The organism is Vibrio sp. Vb339 (genome assembly GCF_902751245.1).
In the GTDB taxonomy this organism is placed as follows: domain Bacteria; phylum Pseudomonadota; class Gammaproteobacteria; order Enterobacterales; family Vibrionaceae; genus Vibrio; species Vibrio coralliirubri.
The window spans coordinates 67,734-82,101 of the sequence record NZ_CADDIS010000011.1 but is presented as its reverse complement, the minus strand read 5'-3'; the positions used below and the strand labels follow the sequence as shown (position 1 = coordinate 82,101).

Sequence of the window (14,368 nt, the reverse complement as noted above, 5' to 3'; positions counted from 1 at the left end):
TGATCAAACTCTTCAATTTAAGATTTTGTGACTCAACGAATACTGACTTCAAAACTAATATTCATGTAAACATGAACATGTAATTCTAAAGCTATTACCATTCCAACAGAATGATAATGAATTGACTGTGCCGAATAACTACAAGTAGTTAAACGTATTGGTCACTCAGTTCATTGAAATCAATTTTGTTACCGAAGTAACTGCTATTACCTAAGTAATAACGTTTTGATATTCATCAACGAGTGCCCACACAGATTGATAGGTTTAAATTGTTAAAGAGCTTTTCCTTTTTGAGCTTCGCTCAAATCGGACGGCCATTTTAGCGATTTAAGTTTTAGTGTCAACCACTATTTTCAAAACTTTTTTCAAGCGCTTAGCTTGGCTAATTTGACCTGCTGATTCGTTTTGGTTTCTTACGAAGCCTTCCCGTTTCAACGAGGTCGCATTATAGAGATTTCGATCACACTGGCAAGCCCTTTTTGAAGTTTTTCTCGTTTTTTTATTCGTTCGATTAAAAAGAACTCAAAACGCCTCAAAAGTAGGCTTTTCTCTTACATCTCTTACATCTCTTGCAGTTTCTTAGAGAATAAAGAGACTTTTTCCCAATTTGTGTACTCAACTTCCTTGGTTGTATCCGTTTCTCCACCTGTCATATTCATAATGAAGCGAATCATGGTTTTATCGAACCAGTTATAACGAGGGTAATAGAGAGCACCCGCGAATACACCGATCAAAGTTGGCTGCCACGGTGACTTAAGAAGAAACTTCTTAATATAAGCGCTACCTTCAGGGGTATCTTTACCTTGGTCTTCTTTACGAGCCGTTAAGTTAACGCAGAAGAAAGCGACCTTGTTTGATTGCAACTGAGCAAGGTTGGCATCAATGAACTGATATAGCTTCTTATTAAGGTGGCCATAACGAATCGATGCACCAATCAAAACTCTGTCGTATTGAGCAAAGTCGACACTCGTAATAGTGTGCAGATCTTGAAGCTCACATTCGAACTCATTCATTTCTTCTTTTATATAGTTCAAGATTTTCTTGGTTTGCCCTTCACGGCTTGAATACAAAAATAGAGCTTTTGCCACAATGTTGTCCTTAGCTACGCCAAAACGTAGGGGTCAATAAAATTAATAAGGTGAATATCTCTAAACGACCAAACAGCATAGATACGATCAACACCCATTTGGCCTTATCATTCACATCGCCGAAGTGCATTGCCACTTCACCTAAGCCCGGGCCAAGGTTATTCAGCGTTGCCGCTACGGCAGAGAAAGCGCTTAGCTCATCCATCCCCGTAGCAATAAGAGCCAACATACAAACCACAAAAACTAATGCGTATGCAGAGAAGAAGCCCCAAACCGCATCAACGACACGTTGTGGTAGCGCCGAACCACCAACCTTGATGGTATAGACAGCACGCGGGTGAACAAGACGCTTCATTTCACGAGCACCCTGTAAAGTAAGCAGTAATATTCGAATGACTTTCATACCGCCACCCGTTGAACCTGCACAACCACCTATAAAAGAAGAGAACAGAAGCAACACAGGTAAGAATAGCGGCCACTCAGAGAAACCGGTGGTGGTGAAGCCTGCGGTTGTTGAAATAGATACTGTCTGGAACAAGGCTTGATCGAAAGCATCATAATACGAATCGTAAGAGTGATGATTCAGCAGTAATAAGAAACAAACTAAGAACAGGACGACTTGAATAAAGATAAAAGCGCGAAACTCAGGGTCTTTCCAGTAATATTTAGGATGCACGCCACCAGAAGCAAATGCCGCAAAGTGAAGAGAATAGTTACATGCAGATATAAGAAGGAACACGACCGTAATCATGTTGATAGCAGGGCTATTGAAATAACCCATACTTGCATCGTGAGTCGAGAACCCACCAATCGCAATGGTTGAGAAACTGTGGCTGATTGCATCAAAGAAACTCATGCCTGCAAGCCAAAATGCCACCGCACAAGCAATAGTTAAGCTTAAATAGATGTACCAGAGCGCTTTTGCCGTTTCAGCAATACGCGGGGTCATCTTACTGTCTTTTACTGGACCCGGTATTTCAGCACGATATAGCTGCATACCACCGATGCCCAGAACAGGAAGGATGGCTACCGCCAATACGATGATACCCATACCACCAAACCATTGTAGGAATTGGCGATAAAAAAGAATCGCCTTAGGCAAATCATCAAGGCCAACAATCACAGTCGCGCCGGTAGTTGTTAATGCCGAAAAGGATTCGAAGAAAGCATCGGTGACCGACACATTGGGGTTATCGGCGATCAAAAACGGCAGCGCACCGGCACTACCGATTACCGTCCAAAACAGAACCACAATCAAAAAGCCATCACGCGCTTTCAATTCATGCTTATAACGTCGGTTTGGAAACCAGCAAGTTGCTCCACAGAATAAGAGGACGAAGAAAGTCGTCACAAATGGCACACCCGCACCATCTCTATAGATCAGTGCGACGAGCGCAGGAGCAAGCATTGATACACTAAAAAGTGCTAATAATAATCCGACGATTCGAATAATTGAGCGAAATTGCATGAGCTATTGAACGAAGCGAAATGCTTCACACTTCCTAGTTGTCTTTGACTTTCGTTACCAGTGCCTTAGCACCGCTTTTATTGATCATGGTTTGGGTAAACGAATCTACCTGAAGGAGCTCTATTTCAATAATAAGCTCAACTTGAACACCATAATCCGCTTGGACCTCAACAGCCTGATGCTGAGCCATGATGGATTGTGCGATCGGCACAAAGCCATAGTCTAACTCTAGCCGTAATTTTGTGGTTATTTTTTTCTCGATAGTTTGAAGCAGCTTGAGAGCTTGTTGTACGCCACCACCATAAGCCTTAACCAAACCACCTGTACCAAGCTTGATTCCGCCAGAATAACGAGTGACCACAGCCGTTAATTCACCGACTCCAGAACCAGACAGTTGCGCCAAAATCGGCTTACCCGCTGTACCTGAGGGTTCACCATCATCACTGAAACCCCAAAGCATTGAGTCTTCAGGTCGACCAGCAACAAAACCCCAACAGTTATGTCGTGCTGAAGAATGCTCTTTTTTCACCTGTTCTACGAACTGTTTTGCAGCTTCTACACTTGGAGTATGAGCAAGATGCGTAATAAAGACGCTCTTTTTTATCTCTTCTTCAAACAGAGCCGACGCAGAAGGTATTAAATAAGGCTGTTCATTCATATCGTTAACTTAGTTAATAAGAGCGACGAAGTGTATCACGCGTGAATAATAAGGGTTAGAGGATCTGTGCCATCGCACAATGTTAAACAATTGTTTAAAAAATGTATTGAAATTAATCAAGCAGAGGTACAGACTAAGATAACTGGTCTTACCAGGTATTCTACAATAATAGAAAGATAACAAGATTCTCTCAAACAATCGTGGATTGTATGTCATGGAGATAGACAATGATTTACCAAGCTAACACCCTACAGGTAAAGGAATTACAAGATGGTATTGCGGAATTAAGCTTCTGTGCACCAGCCTCTGTAAACAAACTCGACCTTGCTACTTTAGAATCACTAGACAAAGCGTTAGATGCTCTTAATGCTCACGCAGGATTACGTGGTTTAATCTTAACTTCAAACAAAGACGCGTTCATTGTAGGCGCAGACATCACTGAATTTCTTGGCCTATTTGCTAAGCCAGAAGCAGAACTTGATGAATGGTTAAGATTCGCTAATTCAATCTTCAGCAAGCTCGAAGACCTTCCTGTCCCAACTCTTTCAATGATGCGTGGCCATGCCCTTGGCGGCGGCTGTGAATGTGTACTCGCTACTGATTTCCGTATCGGTGACAAGACCACCAGCATTGGCCTACCTGAAACCAAACTTGGCATCATGCCTGGTTTTGGTGGTTGTGTGCGCCTACCTCGTGTTATCGGTGCTGACAGCGCAATGGAAATTATCACGCAAGGCAAAGCATGCCGTGCAGATGAAGCGCTTAAAGTTGGCTTGTTAGATGCGATTGTTGAAACAGACCAGTTACTAGAATCGGCAATCAACACCGTTTCTCTGGCTGCTAATGAAAAATTAGACTGGCAATTACGCCGTAAACAAAAAACATCAGCGCTTTCACTAAGCAAACTCGAAGCGATGATGAGCTTTACTATGGCTAAAGGCTTAGTGGCTCAAAAAGCAGGGCCTCACTACCCAGCTCCGATTACTTCTGTGATTGCGATTGAAGAAGCAGCACGCAGCGCTCGCGATGCAGCACTAGACATCGAACGTAAACACTTCGTTAAGCTAGCAAAATCTGAAGAAGCGAAAGCACTGGTTGGCTTGTTCTTAAATGACCAATACATTAAAGGCTTAGCAAAACAGGCTGGTAAATCTGCCAACAAAGCGACTGAACGAGCTGCGGTACTTGGTGCTGGCATCATGGGCGGCGGTATTGCTTACCAGTCAGCATTGAAGGGCGTGCCAGTGATGATGAAAGACATCGCACAGGCGTCTCTTGATCTTGGTATGAACGAAGCTTCTAAGCTGTTGAATAAACGCTTATCACGCGGTCGCCTAGATGGATTCAAGATGGCAGGCATTCTGTCTTCTATTACTCCAAGTCTGCATTATGCAGGTGTTGAACAATCAGATGTGATTGTGGAAGCCGTTGTAGAAAACCCTAAAGTAAAAGCAGCAGTGCTGAGTGAAGTGGAAGGTCTCGTGGGTGAAGACACAGTTCTTACATCAAACACCTCAACGATTCCTATCAACCTGCTAGCAAAATCTCTAAAACGCCCAGAAAACTTCTGTGGCATGCACTTCTTTAACCCAGTACACCGCATGCCTTTGGTTGAGATCATCCGTGGCGAGCATACTTCAGAAGAAACCATTAATCGCGTAGTCGCTTACGCAGCGAAGATGGGCAAATCCCCTATCGTTGTTAATGACTGCCCAGGCTTCTTCGTAAACCGTGTGCTTTTCCCTTACTTTGGCGGTTTCAGTATGTTGCTACGTGACGGCGCTGACTTCACCAAGATCGATAAGGTGATGGAGCGTAAGTTCGGTTGGCCAATGGGCCCAGCATACTTGCTAGACGTTGTAGGCCTAGATACAGCACACCACGCACAAGCAGTAATGGCGCAAGGTTTCCCAGAGCGTATGGGTAAAGAAGGTCGTGATGCGATTGACGCGCTTTACGTCGCTGAAAAATATGGCCAGAAGAACGGCAGCGGTTTCTACACATACAGCGTAGACAAACGCGGTCGTCCTAAGAAGACCTTCTCTGAAGAGATTCTTCCTATCTTGGCTGACGTATGCCAACAGCCACAAGACTTTGATGACCAGACAATTATCCAACGTGTGATGATTCCAATGATCAACGAAGTGGTACTTTGTTTAGAAGAAGGCATCATCGCGACACCGCAAGAAGCGGATATGGCACTGGTTTACGGTTTAGGCTTCCCTCCATTCCGAGGCGGCGTATTCCGCTACTTAGACAGTGTGGGCATTGGTAACTTCGTTGAAATGGCGAAAGGCTACCAAGACTTAGGTGCAATGTACCAAGTTCCTCAACTATTGCTTGATATGGCAGCGAAGGGCGAAAGCTTTTACGACAGCCAACAAGCCAGTTCTCTGTAACCCACATTTGGAAAAGGAATAGCAAAATGAAAAATGTAGTTGTTGTTGATTGCCTTCGTACCCCAATGGGACGTTCCAAAGGTGGAGCTTTCCGTCACACTCGTGCTGAAGATCTGTCGGCACATTTGATGAAAGGCATTTTAGAGCGCAACCCAGAAGTAAACCCTGTCGAAATTGAAGATATTTACTGGGGCTGTGTACAACAAACGCTAGAGCAAGGCTTCAACGTTGCCCGTAACGCTGCCTTACTTGCTGGTTTACCGATTGAGATTGGTGCGGTAACAGTCAACCGTTTATGTGGTTCATCTATGCAAGCTCTGCATGATGCAACTCGCTCTATCATGGTTGGTGATGCTGAAATCTGTCTGATCGGTGGTGTGGAACACATGGGCCACGTACCAATGAACCATGGTGTTGATTTTCACCCAGGCATGTCAAAACACGTAGCAAAAGCGGCCGGCATGATGGGCCTAACGGCTGAGATGCTAGGTAAAATGCACGGTATTAGCCGTGAAGACCAAGACGCATTCGCAGCACGCTCACATGCTCGAGCTCAAGCAGCTACAGTTGAAGGTCGTTTCAAAAATGAAATCCTGCCAACCGAAGCTCACTCTGCAGACGGTTCTCTGTTCACTCTGGATTACGACGAAGTCATTCGCCCAGAGACAACAGTTGAAGGATTATCCCAGCTGCGTCCTGTATTTGACCCAGCAAACGGCACAGTAACAGCAGGTACTTCATCAGCTCTGTCTGATGGCGCTTCTGCAATGCTTATCATGAGCGAAGAGAAAGCCAACGCACTTGGCCTTAAGATTCGCGCTCGCGTGAAGTCTATGGCTATCGCTGGCTGCGATCCTTCAATCATGGGTTACGGCCCAGTACCAGCAACCCAAAAAGCACTTAAGCGTGCAGGCCTAACCATTGAAGACATGGGTGTGATTGAGTTAAACGAAGCGTTTGCTGCTCAATCTCTACCTTGTGCTAAAGACTTAGGTCTACTGGATGTGGTTGACGAGAAAGTAAACCTTAACGGCGGTGCCATTGCTCTTGGTCACCCACTAGGCTGTTCTGGTTCTCGTATCTCGACAACGCTAATCAACCTGATGGAAGCCCAAGACGTGAAATACGGCTTAGCGACCATGTGTATTGGTTTAGGCCAAGGTATTGCAACGGTATTTGAACGCCCATAGCGTTTACTAACTGTAATACTTGAAGGGTAATCTTTTGTGCAGCTATATTTATATAGCTGCACTTTTTATTACTTGGCATCCAACAATGCATCGATTGCGTTCAGCGGACTCAACGAGAGAAAAAACCAACCCTGACATCTATGCACAAAACGCATATATTCAATGTTGATGTTTCATTATTTTTTCTCGGATGATTCAACTAAAGTTACTTCAGTTTCCTAATATTCCTCCACGGAGCAGATCATGTTTAAAGCACTTGTACTAAACCAAGAAGACAAAAAAACTATCGCGTCAGTTTCTCAAATTGAAGAATCTCAATTACCAGAAGGTAACGTGAAGATTGATGTTAGCTACTCTTCTTTGAACTACAAAGATGGTTTGGCGATTACAGGCAAAGGGCGCATTGTTCGTAACTTCCCTATGGTTCCTGGTATCGACCTTTCAGGTGTGGTTTCACAATCTGATGACCCACGCTACAAAGCAGGCGACGAAGTTGTTCTAACGGGTTGGGGGGTTGGTGAAGGTCACTGGGGCGGCATGGCTGAAAAAGCGAGCCTAAACGGTGATTGGTTAGTGCCAATGCCAGCAGGTCTAGACGCTAAGAAAGTCATGGCGATCGGTACAGCAGGCTTCACAGCAATGCTTTGTGTGCAAGCTATCGTAGATGCAGGCATCAAACCAGAAGACGGTGAAATCCTAGTAACAGGTGCAAGTGGCGGCGTAGGTAGCGTATCTATCACTCTACTAAACCAACTGGGCTACAAAGTGGCAGCAGTGACTGGCCGTGCTTCTGAAAACGGTGAACTACTTAAATCACTAGGCGCGACACGTATTGTAGAGCGTGCTGAACTAGAAGAACCAGCAAAACCACTAGAGAAACAACTGTGGGCTGGCGCTATCGATACGGTAGGCAGCAAAGTGCTTGCTAAAGTATTGGCGCAAATTGATTACAACGGTGCGGTTGCAATGTGTGGTCTAGCAGGCGGTTTTGACTTACCAACTACAGTAATGCCATTCATTCTGCGTAACGTTCGCCTACAAGGTGTTGACTCTGTAATGTGTCCTCGTGAAAAACGTATTAAAGCGTGGGAACAACTGGCTGAGCTATTACCAGAATCTTTCTACGCTCAAGCAACCAAAGAGGTGTCTTTAGACGGTGCGATTCAAGCAGCAGAAGACATCACTAACGGTCAAATCACTGGTCGCGTAGTCATTAAACTATAGATTTTTAAACATAAAGTTATCAAACCGTAAGCTACTGCTTTAGGCTCGGATAACCCAAAACAACAAAGGGCTGATTTTTATCAGCCCTTTTGCGTTTTTGTCATTCGGGTCGAGTGAACCCAGACTCAATTCTAGTTAACCCAAACCTACATCCGCAATCCGTTTTTGAATCAGCTCACCACACTCTTCTTTTACCACTCTTCTTAACCATTGTTGTGAAGCAGAAGAATCGCAACGCGAGTGCCAGATCAGTGAGTAATCAAACGGCATAAATTCAAATGGTAATGGCTTGACGACTAAGTCATAACGCTCAGCGACCAAGTAAGCCAAATCAGCAGGCACAGTGATCACCAACGGCATTCTATCGACAATCGCCAATGCGGCTTCAAGGTGATAAGCACGCAACACCATTTTACGAGGCTGTTGATTGGCTAACGCGTTGTCTAATAAAGCCTTAACCCCATCACTGATCGCAATCATCGCATGCGGGAGTGAAACATAGTCTTCAAGGCTTAAAGGCTGATCCGCTAATGGGTGGTTTTTAGATAACAGACACGACACACCAACCGGTCCCAAGACTTCTTGATGAAGTGGTGCAATGCTGCCACTCGGACGACAGATCGCCATATCAACGCGTTCAGTGCTGAGTTGTTTAAACAAATGCTCATGCTGCAAAGGAGCAAACTCCAAAGAGATATTGGGTGCTTGTTCATAAATCTTCGGCAACGCATAAGGCAAGATGGTTTGCATCGCATAGTCGGTGGTTGCGATCAGAAAACGTTCGCTGCAATAGTAAGGATCAAAGTCACTCGGACTCAGCAATTGGCGAAAAGACTCCAAAGGCTGATCAATACGCTGGCTGATCTCGAGTGCTTTCTTGGTAGGAATAAGGTGCTGACCTTGGCGTGTAAACAGCGGATCGTTAAGTAATTCTCTTAAACGCCCTAGTACTCGACTGGTTGCCGATTGGCTCAAGTTAAGACGAAGCGCGGCCTGGCTTACGCTGCCCTCTTCAATCAATACCTTTAAAGCGACCAATAAATTAAGGTCTCTACGATAGATGTCTTCTAATTCCACGCCACTTACCTAGCTGTATACGATTGCCATTAGTCACTAAGTTGTTTATAGCATGCTTTAGATAAAAAAAATCCCGCAATTACGCGGGGAAGCCCAAGAAAATTTGGGGATAGTGTCGGAATGTTGTCGTATCGGAATTCGCTTGCTGTATTCGGGTTAGTGCTCTTGCTCTTCGGCTATGCCTTGCCAACGGCGCATCTCTACCCAAATACCAATAATCGTTGCTACTATGCCAAAAATAGGCATCAGTGAGGTCTCTGTCGATGAGCGTAGTACTAACGCACAAAAAGAAATAAAACAGAGAACCGAATAAATTGTTAATCTATCTAATCCTGTCAACATCGCCACTCCTTAGCTAGTTGCCTTTGTTTCAAGTTGTTATCAACTTGTTAACTAAGTTATAGGAAATGATTCTGTTTGCCAAGCACTTATTGCATATTTTTTCTGCAGACGTATTATTCACTCGTTAGATAGATATAGAGATACAAACCATGACATTCAAACCTGAACTGGCAACCCATACTTTAGAAGCTGAAGGCCTGCGTTGCCCGGAACCAGTAATGATGGTCAGGAAGACAATTAGAAACATGCAGGATGGCGATGTGTTACTGGTAAAAGCTGACGATCCTTCGACAACTCGAGATATTCCGAGCTTTTGTCGATTCATGGATCACCAGTTGGTAGGCCAAGCAACAGAAACGTTGCCTTACCAGTATTTGATCAGAAAGGGATTGGAGGCGTAACGCCCCACCGACTATCAAGTATCAAAAAAGCCGCTCGTACCTTATGTTCTTAAACAGAACTCAGAGTACGAGCGGCTTTTTGTTTATTCGCTTCTAGACTTGTTTTGCAGATGCTCGATCTGATGCTGAATTTCTCGGATATCTTTGCGCATCGGAATAATATGCGCGACCCGAATCCAAGCCTCTACCGCAAGTGCAGTCATGATGATGGCACCCGCGACCATTGGTAGCCACATGTCCGTCAACACCATGCCTAATAGTGTAAGTGCAAGACCAAAAGTAAATAGATAACTTTGGCTTTGTGGAGTAATACCCATATAACGCGTCAACATAATCATGCCCTCGTGTTCTTAACTCACAAGATTAAAATATCATGACAAGTATGACAGTTATATGTCCATTCGCTCGATAAACCCCACAATACTGTAAGAGTATGACCTACAACACATTACTCTACTGATTGAATATAATAAGACTCAATACCGGCTATTAATAGAAAGCCGCAGCGATAGCTAAGCCCACGAATAGCAAGGCTGTGATCTTACGAATCAGATCAAGAGGCATCTTATCAGCAGAAAGCTTACCGATGATCACCACTGGCACATTCGCCAGCAACATACCGATCGTAGTACCTAGAATCACCCACGTTAATGCATCAGAATATTGAGCCCCTAGAATAGAGGTCGCAATCTGGGTTTTATCACCGATCTCAGCAATGAAGAAGGCGATGAAACTGGCGACAAACGGGCCTCGATTCGAGATCTGCTCATCGTCATCCAACTTATCCGGAATCAGAATCCAGCCCGCCATAGCGATGAAACTGACCACCAGCACCCACTTTAATACTTCAGGTGAAAGATAGTCGGCGACCACAACCCCTAGCCATGCAGCAAGGGCATGATTGGCAATGGTGGCAAAGAAGATAGCCGCAATGATAGGTATCGGTTTTCGATATCGACTGGCTAATAAAAGGGACAGCAACTGGGTCTTATCACCGATCTCGGCTAAGGCGACAGTTGTAATTGAAATTGCTAAAACGCTCACGACATGCTCATTTGGGATGGAGATTATTATATTTAACCAAAGACAAACCTCGCGCCCCATCCCGGTTCACGATGCTTGTCTAAGGTCTTGCTAAGCGCCACCAAGGTGGTGGTTGCCTCGAACGCCATGATGATTTTGCATCAATTATGTTGACGAACGAACTCATTCAATAGGATATGAATAAGTAAGCTACTCCCCAAAGACCGCGAGATTTTAATCACCCACGCTTTCAAACACAAGTGTCAAACTTATCAAAATATCCACTTGTGCCGAAAAACAAACATTAAAGGCAAAAAAATCCACTAAACGACATTTTAGACCACTAATTAAACAAGATTACCCCTACTCGCTTTACGAATATCTCGGTATACTCAGAGGTTATTTTTCTCATTCATTTAAAAGAATCGCGCGAACCTGACTATGCAAAAATACGATATCAAAACCTTCCAGGGAATGATCCTCGCGCTGCAGGATTACTGGGCTCAAAACGGTTGTACCATTGTTCAACCTCTAGATATGGAAGTAGGTGCAGGCACCTCTCATCCAATGACATGTCTACGAGCACTTGGCCCAGAGCCAATGTCTACAGCTTACGTTCAACCTTCTCGTCGTCCGACCGATGGCCGTTACGGTGAAAACCCTAACCGTCTGCAGCACTACTACCAATTCCAAGTAGCGCTAAAACCATCGCCAGACAATATCCAAGAGTTGTACCTAGGCTCCCTAGAGGTTCTTGGTGTTGACCCACTTGTTCACGACATTCGCTTCGTTGAAGATAACTGGGAAAACCCAACACTAGGCGCATGGGGCCTTGGTTGGGAAGTATGGCTAAACGGCATGGAAGTAACTCAGTTTACTTACTTCCAACAGGTTGGCGGCCTTGAGTGTAAGCCAGTAACTGGCGAGATCACTTACGGTATCGAGCGTCTAGCAATGTACATCCAGGAAGTAGATTCTGTTTACGACCTAGTTTGGAACGTAGCACCAGACGGTTCTAACGTGACTTACGGTGACATCTTCCACCAAAACGAAGTTGAGCAATCAACGTACAACTTCGAGCACGCAGACGTAGATTTCCTATTCACTTTCTTCGACCAGTGCGAGAAAGAGTGTAAAGAGCTACTTGAGCTTGAGAAGCCACTGCCGCTTCCAGCTTACGAGCGCATTCTAAAAGCAGGCCACGCATTCAACATACTTGATGCGCGCAAAGCTATCTCTGTAACAGAGCGTCAACGTTACATCCTTCGTATCCGCAACCTGACTAAATCAGTTGCTGAGGCGTACTACGCGTCACGTGAAGCGCTTGGCTTCCCAATGTGTAAGAAGGACAAATAATCATGGCGAAGAATTTTCTAATTGAACTGGGTACGGAAGAGCTTCCACCAACGGCACTTCGTTCTCTAGCAGAAGCATTTGCTTCTAACTTTGAAGCAGGTCTTAAAACGGCTGAGCTTTCTCACGAAGGCATCAAGTGGTACGCAGCACCTCGTCGTCTAGCACTTAAAGTAACTGCACTAGCTGAAGGCCAAGCAGACAAAGTGGTTGAGAAGCGTGGCCCTGCTGTTTCTGTGGCATTCGATGCTGAAGGCAACGCGACCAAAGCGGCACAAGGTTGGGCTCGTGGTAACGGTATTACTGTTGAGCAAGCTGACCGTCTGAAAACAGACAAAGGCGAGTGGCTTCTTTTCAAACAAGAAGTAGCTGGCAAACCAGTTCAAGAATTGGTGATGGACATCGCTGCGAAAGCACTGGCTGGCCTACCAATTCCTAAAGCAATGCGCTGGGGTAACTCAGACATTCAATTTATCCGTCCAGTGAAAACACTGACAGTACTACTAGGTGATGAGCTTGTTGAAGGCGAAATCCTAGGCGTAGCATCTGCTCGTACTATCCGTGGCCACCGTTTCATGGGCGAACAAGAGTTCACAATCGACTCTGCTGACCAATACCCTGCGATCTTAGAAGAGCGCGGTAAAGTAATGGCAGATTACGAAGCGCGTAAAGCGATCATCCTTGCTGATTCGCAAAAAGCGGCAGCTGCGGTTGGCGGTACAGCTGACCTAGAAGATGACCTTGTTGAAGAAGTAACGTCTCTGGTTGAATGGCCAGTAGTACTTACAGCGAAGTTCGAAGAAGAGTTCCTAAAAGTCCCTTCTGAAGCGTTGGTTTACACCATGAAAGGTGACCAAAAGTACTTCCCTGTTTACGATGACAACAAGAAGCTACTACCGAACTTCATCTTCGTATCAAACATCGAGTCTAAAGAGCCTCGCCATGTTATCGAAGGTAACGAGAAAGTGGTACGCCCACGTCTTGCTGATGCTGAATTCTTCTTCAACACAGACCGTAAGCGCCCGCTTATCGACCGTCTTGCTGAACTAGACCAAGCTATCTTCCAGAAGCAACTAGGTACGATCAAAGACAAAACAGACCGCATCACAGAGATTGCTGGCTACATTGCTGAGCAAATCGATGCTGACGTTGAAAAGTCTAAGCGTGCTGGCCTACTGGCTAAGTGTGACCTAATGACATCAATGGTATTCGAATTTACGGATACTCAAGGTGTAATGGGCATGCACTACGCGACTCACGACGGTGAAGACGAGCAAGTTGCACTGGCACTTTACGAGCAATACATGCCTCGTTTCGCGGGTGACGATCTACCAAGCACTGGTATCTCTTCAGCAGTAGCAATGGCAGACAAGCTAGACACTATCGTAGGTATCTTCGGTATTGGCCAAGCTCCAAAAGGTTCTGACCCATTCGCTCTACGTCGTGCATCACTCGGTGTGCTACGTATCATCGTTGAAAACGGCTACAACCTAGACCTAACCGATCTGATCGGTAAAGCGAAAGAGCTACTAGGCGACAAGCTAACCAACGACAACGTAGAAGCTGACGTTATCGACTTCATGCTAGGTCGTTTCCGCGCATGGTACCAAGATGCTGGTTTCAGTGTTGATATCATCCAAGCGGTACTAGCACGTCGTCCAACTAAGCCAGCTGACTTTGACCAACGTGTTAAAGCGGTTTCTCACTTCCGTGAACTGGAAGCAGCAGAAGCACTAGCAGCAGCGAACAAGCGTGTAGGTAACATCCTTGCTAAATTCGATGGCGAGCTACCTGCTGAAATCGATCTTGCTCTTCTTCAAGAAGACGCAGAGAAAGCACTGGCTGAAAACGTTGAAGTAATGACAGAAGCACTAGAACCAGCATTCGCAACAGGCAACTACCAAGAAGCCCTAAGCAAGCTTGCTGATCTACGTGAACCTGTTGATGCATTCTTCGATAACGTAATGGTTATGGCTGATGACGAAGCACTTAAGAAGAACCGTCTAACGCTACTGAACAACCTACGTAACCTGTTCCTACAGATTGCTGACATATCTCTACTGCAAAAATAAGCACAAATGAGACAGTTACTCTAAGTCATACTCTGAGTAATTAACGGTAAACACCCAAAGGGAAGCGAAAGCT

General features: G+C 45.1%; 13 protein-coding genes and 1 riboswitch. Of the genes, 6 read left to right on the top strand and 7 right to left on the bottom strand.

Annotation, left to right across the window (positions count from 1 at the left end; genetic code table 11):
* Positions 1–560: 560 nt before the first annotated feature.
* Genes hemG through HRQ85_RS24950 form a run of 3 tightly spaced genes read right to left on the bottom strand, consistent with a single transcriptional unit; the run spans position 561 to position 3,214 of the window.
* Positions 561–1,088 carry a menaquinone-dependent protoporphyrinogen IX dehydrogenase gene (gene hemG / locus HRQ85_RS24960; protein ID WP_048611256.1) on the bottom strand — a complete coding sequence of 176 codons (528 nt, stop codon included), beginning with the start codon at positions 1,086–1,088 and terminating at the stop codon, positions 561–563.
* A gap of 10 nt (positions 1,089–1,098) precedes the next feature.
* The gene (locus tag HRQ85_RS24955; RefSeq protein WP_010433127.1) at positions 1,099–2,556 is read right to left on the bottom strand and encodes a TrkH family potassium uptake protein; all 1,458 of its coding nucleotides are present in this window, start codon (positions 2,554–2,556) and stop codon (positions 1,099–1,101) included.
* Positions 2,557–2,590: 34 nt separating this feature from the next.
* Positions 2,591–3,214 carry a YigZ family protein gene (locus HRQ85_RS24950; protein WP_017058823.1) on the bottom strand — a complete coding sequence of 208 codons (624 nt, stop codon included), beginning with the start codon at positions 3,212–3,214 and terminating at the stop codon, positions 2,591–2,593.
* A 227-nt stretch (positions 3,215–3,441) separates the two neighbouring features.
* Here HRQ85_RS24950 and fadB point away from each other — a divergent pair, with 227 nt between their 5' ends.
* The 3 genes from fadB to acuI all read left to right on the top strand — a co-directional run bounded on the left by fadB (position 3,442) and on the right by acuI (position 8,027).
* A complete protein-coding gene (fadB, locus tag HRQ85_RS24945) occupies positions 3,442–5,613 on the top strand; it encodes a fatty acid oxidation complex subunit alpha FadB (protein ID WP_172380846.1) in 2,172 nt (723 codons plus the stop codon).
* Positions 5,614–5,639: 26 nt separating this feature from the next.
* The gene (gene fadA, locus HRQ85_RS24940) at positions 5,640–6,803 is read left to right on the top strand and encodes an acetyl-CoA C-acyltransferase FadA (protein ID WP_172380845.1); all 1,164 of its coding nucleotides are present in this window, start codon (positions 5,640–5,642) and stop codon (positions 6,801–6,803) included.
* Between the two features lie 243 nt (positions 6,804–7,046).
* Positions 7,047–8,027, top strand: a complete 981-nt coding sequence (gene acuI, locus HRQ85_RS24935) for an acrylyl-CoA reductase (NADPH) (protein WP_172380844.1) — start codon at positions 7,047–7,049, stop codon at positions 8,025–8,027.
* Between the two features lie 135 nt (positions 8,028–8,162).
* Here the strand turns inward: acuI and HRQ85_RS24930 are convergent, their stop codons facing one another.
* A complete protein-coding gene (locus HRQ85_RS24930; RefSeq protein WP_004736673.1) occupies positions 8,163–9,104 on the bottom strand; it encodes a LysR family transcriptional regulator in 942 nt (313 codons plus the stop codon).
* 156 nt (positions 9,105–9,260) lie between these two features.
* Positions 9,261–9,446: a hypothetical protein gene (locus tag HRQ85_RS24925; protein ID WP_004736674.1), complete on the bottom strand. Its 186-nt coding sequence runs from the start codon at positions 9,444–9,446 to the stop codon at positions 9,261–9,263.
* A 149-nt stretch (positions 9,447–9,595) separates the two neighbouring features.
* Between HRQ85_RS24925 and tusA the strand changes: the two genes are divergently transcribed.
* Positions 9,596–9,847, top strand: coding sequence for a sulfurtransferase TusA (gene tusA / locus HRQ85_RS24920; protein WP_004736675.1), 252 nt, complete (start codon positions 9,596–9,598; stop codon positions 9,845–9,847).
* 83 nt (positions 9,848–9,930) lie between these two features.
* On the opposite strand, the gene HRQ85_RS24915 is transcribed toward tusA, so the two are convergent.
* Both HRQ85_RS24915 and HRQ85_RS24910 read right to left on the bottom strand, forming a co-directional pair.
* Positions 9,931–10,185, bottom strand: a complete 255-nt coding sequence (locus HRQ85_RS24915) for a hypothetical protein (RefSeq protein WP_081322257.1) — start codon at positions 10,183–10,185, stop codon at positions 9,931–9,933.
* A 151-nt stretch (positions 10,186–10,336) separates the two neighbouring features.
* The gene (locus HRQ85_RS24910) at positions 10,337–10,891 is read right to left on the bottom strand and encodes a TMEM165/GDT1 family protein (RefSeq protein ID WP_017055491.1); all 555 of its coding nucleotides are present in this window, start codon (positions 10,889–10,891) and stop codon (positions 10,337–10,339) included.
* A 34-nt stretch (positions 10,892–10,925) separates the two neighbouring features.
* Positions 10,926–11,101: riboswitch (yybP-ykoY riboswitch) on the bottom strand.
* Positions 11,102–11,311: 210 nt separating this feature from the next.
* On the opposite strand from HRQ85_RS24910, the gene glyQ reads away from it, so the two are divergent.
* The gene (gene glyQ, locus HRQ85_RS24905) at positions 11,312–12,226 is read left to right on the top strand and encodes a glycine--tRNA ligase subunit alpha (RefSeq protein ID WP_017632669.1); all 915 of its coding nucleotides are present in this window, start codon (positions 11,312–11,314) and stop codon (positions 12,224–12,226) included.
* Positions 12,227–12,228: 2 nt separating this feature from the next.
* A complete protein-coding gene (gene glyS / locus HRQ85_RS24900) occupies positions 12,229–14,295 on the top strand; it encodes a glycine--tRNA ligase subunit beta (RefSeq protein WP_172380843.1) in 2,067 nt (688 codons plus the stop codon).
* Positions 14,296–14,368: the final 73 nt, after the last annotated feature.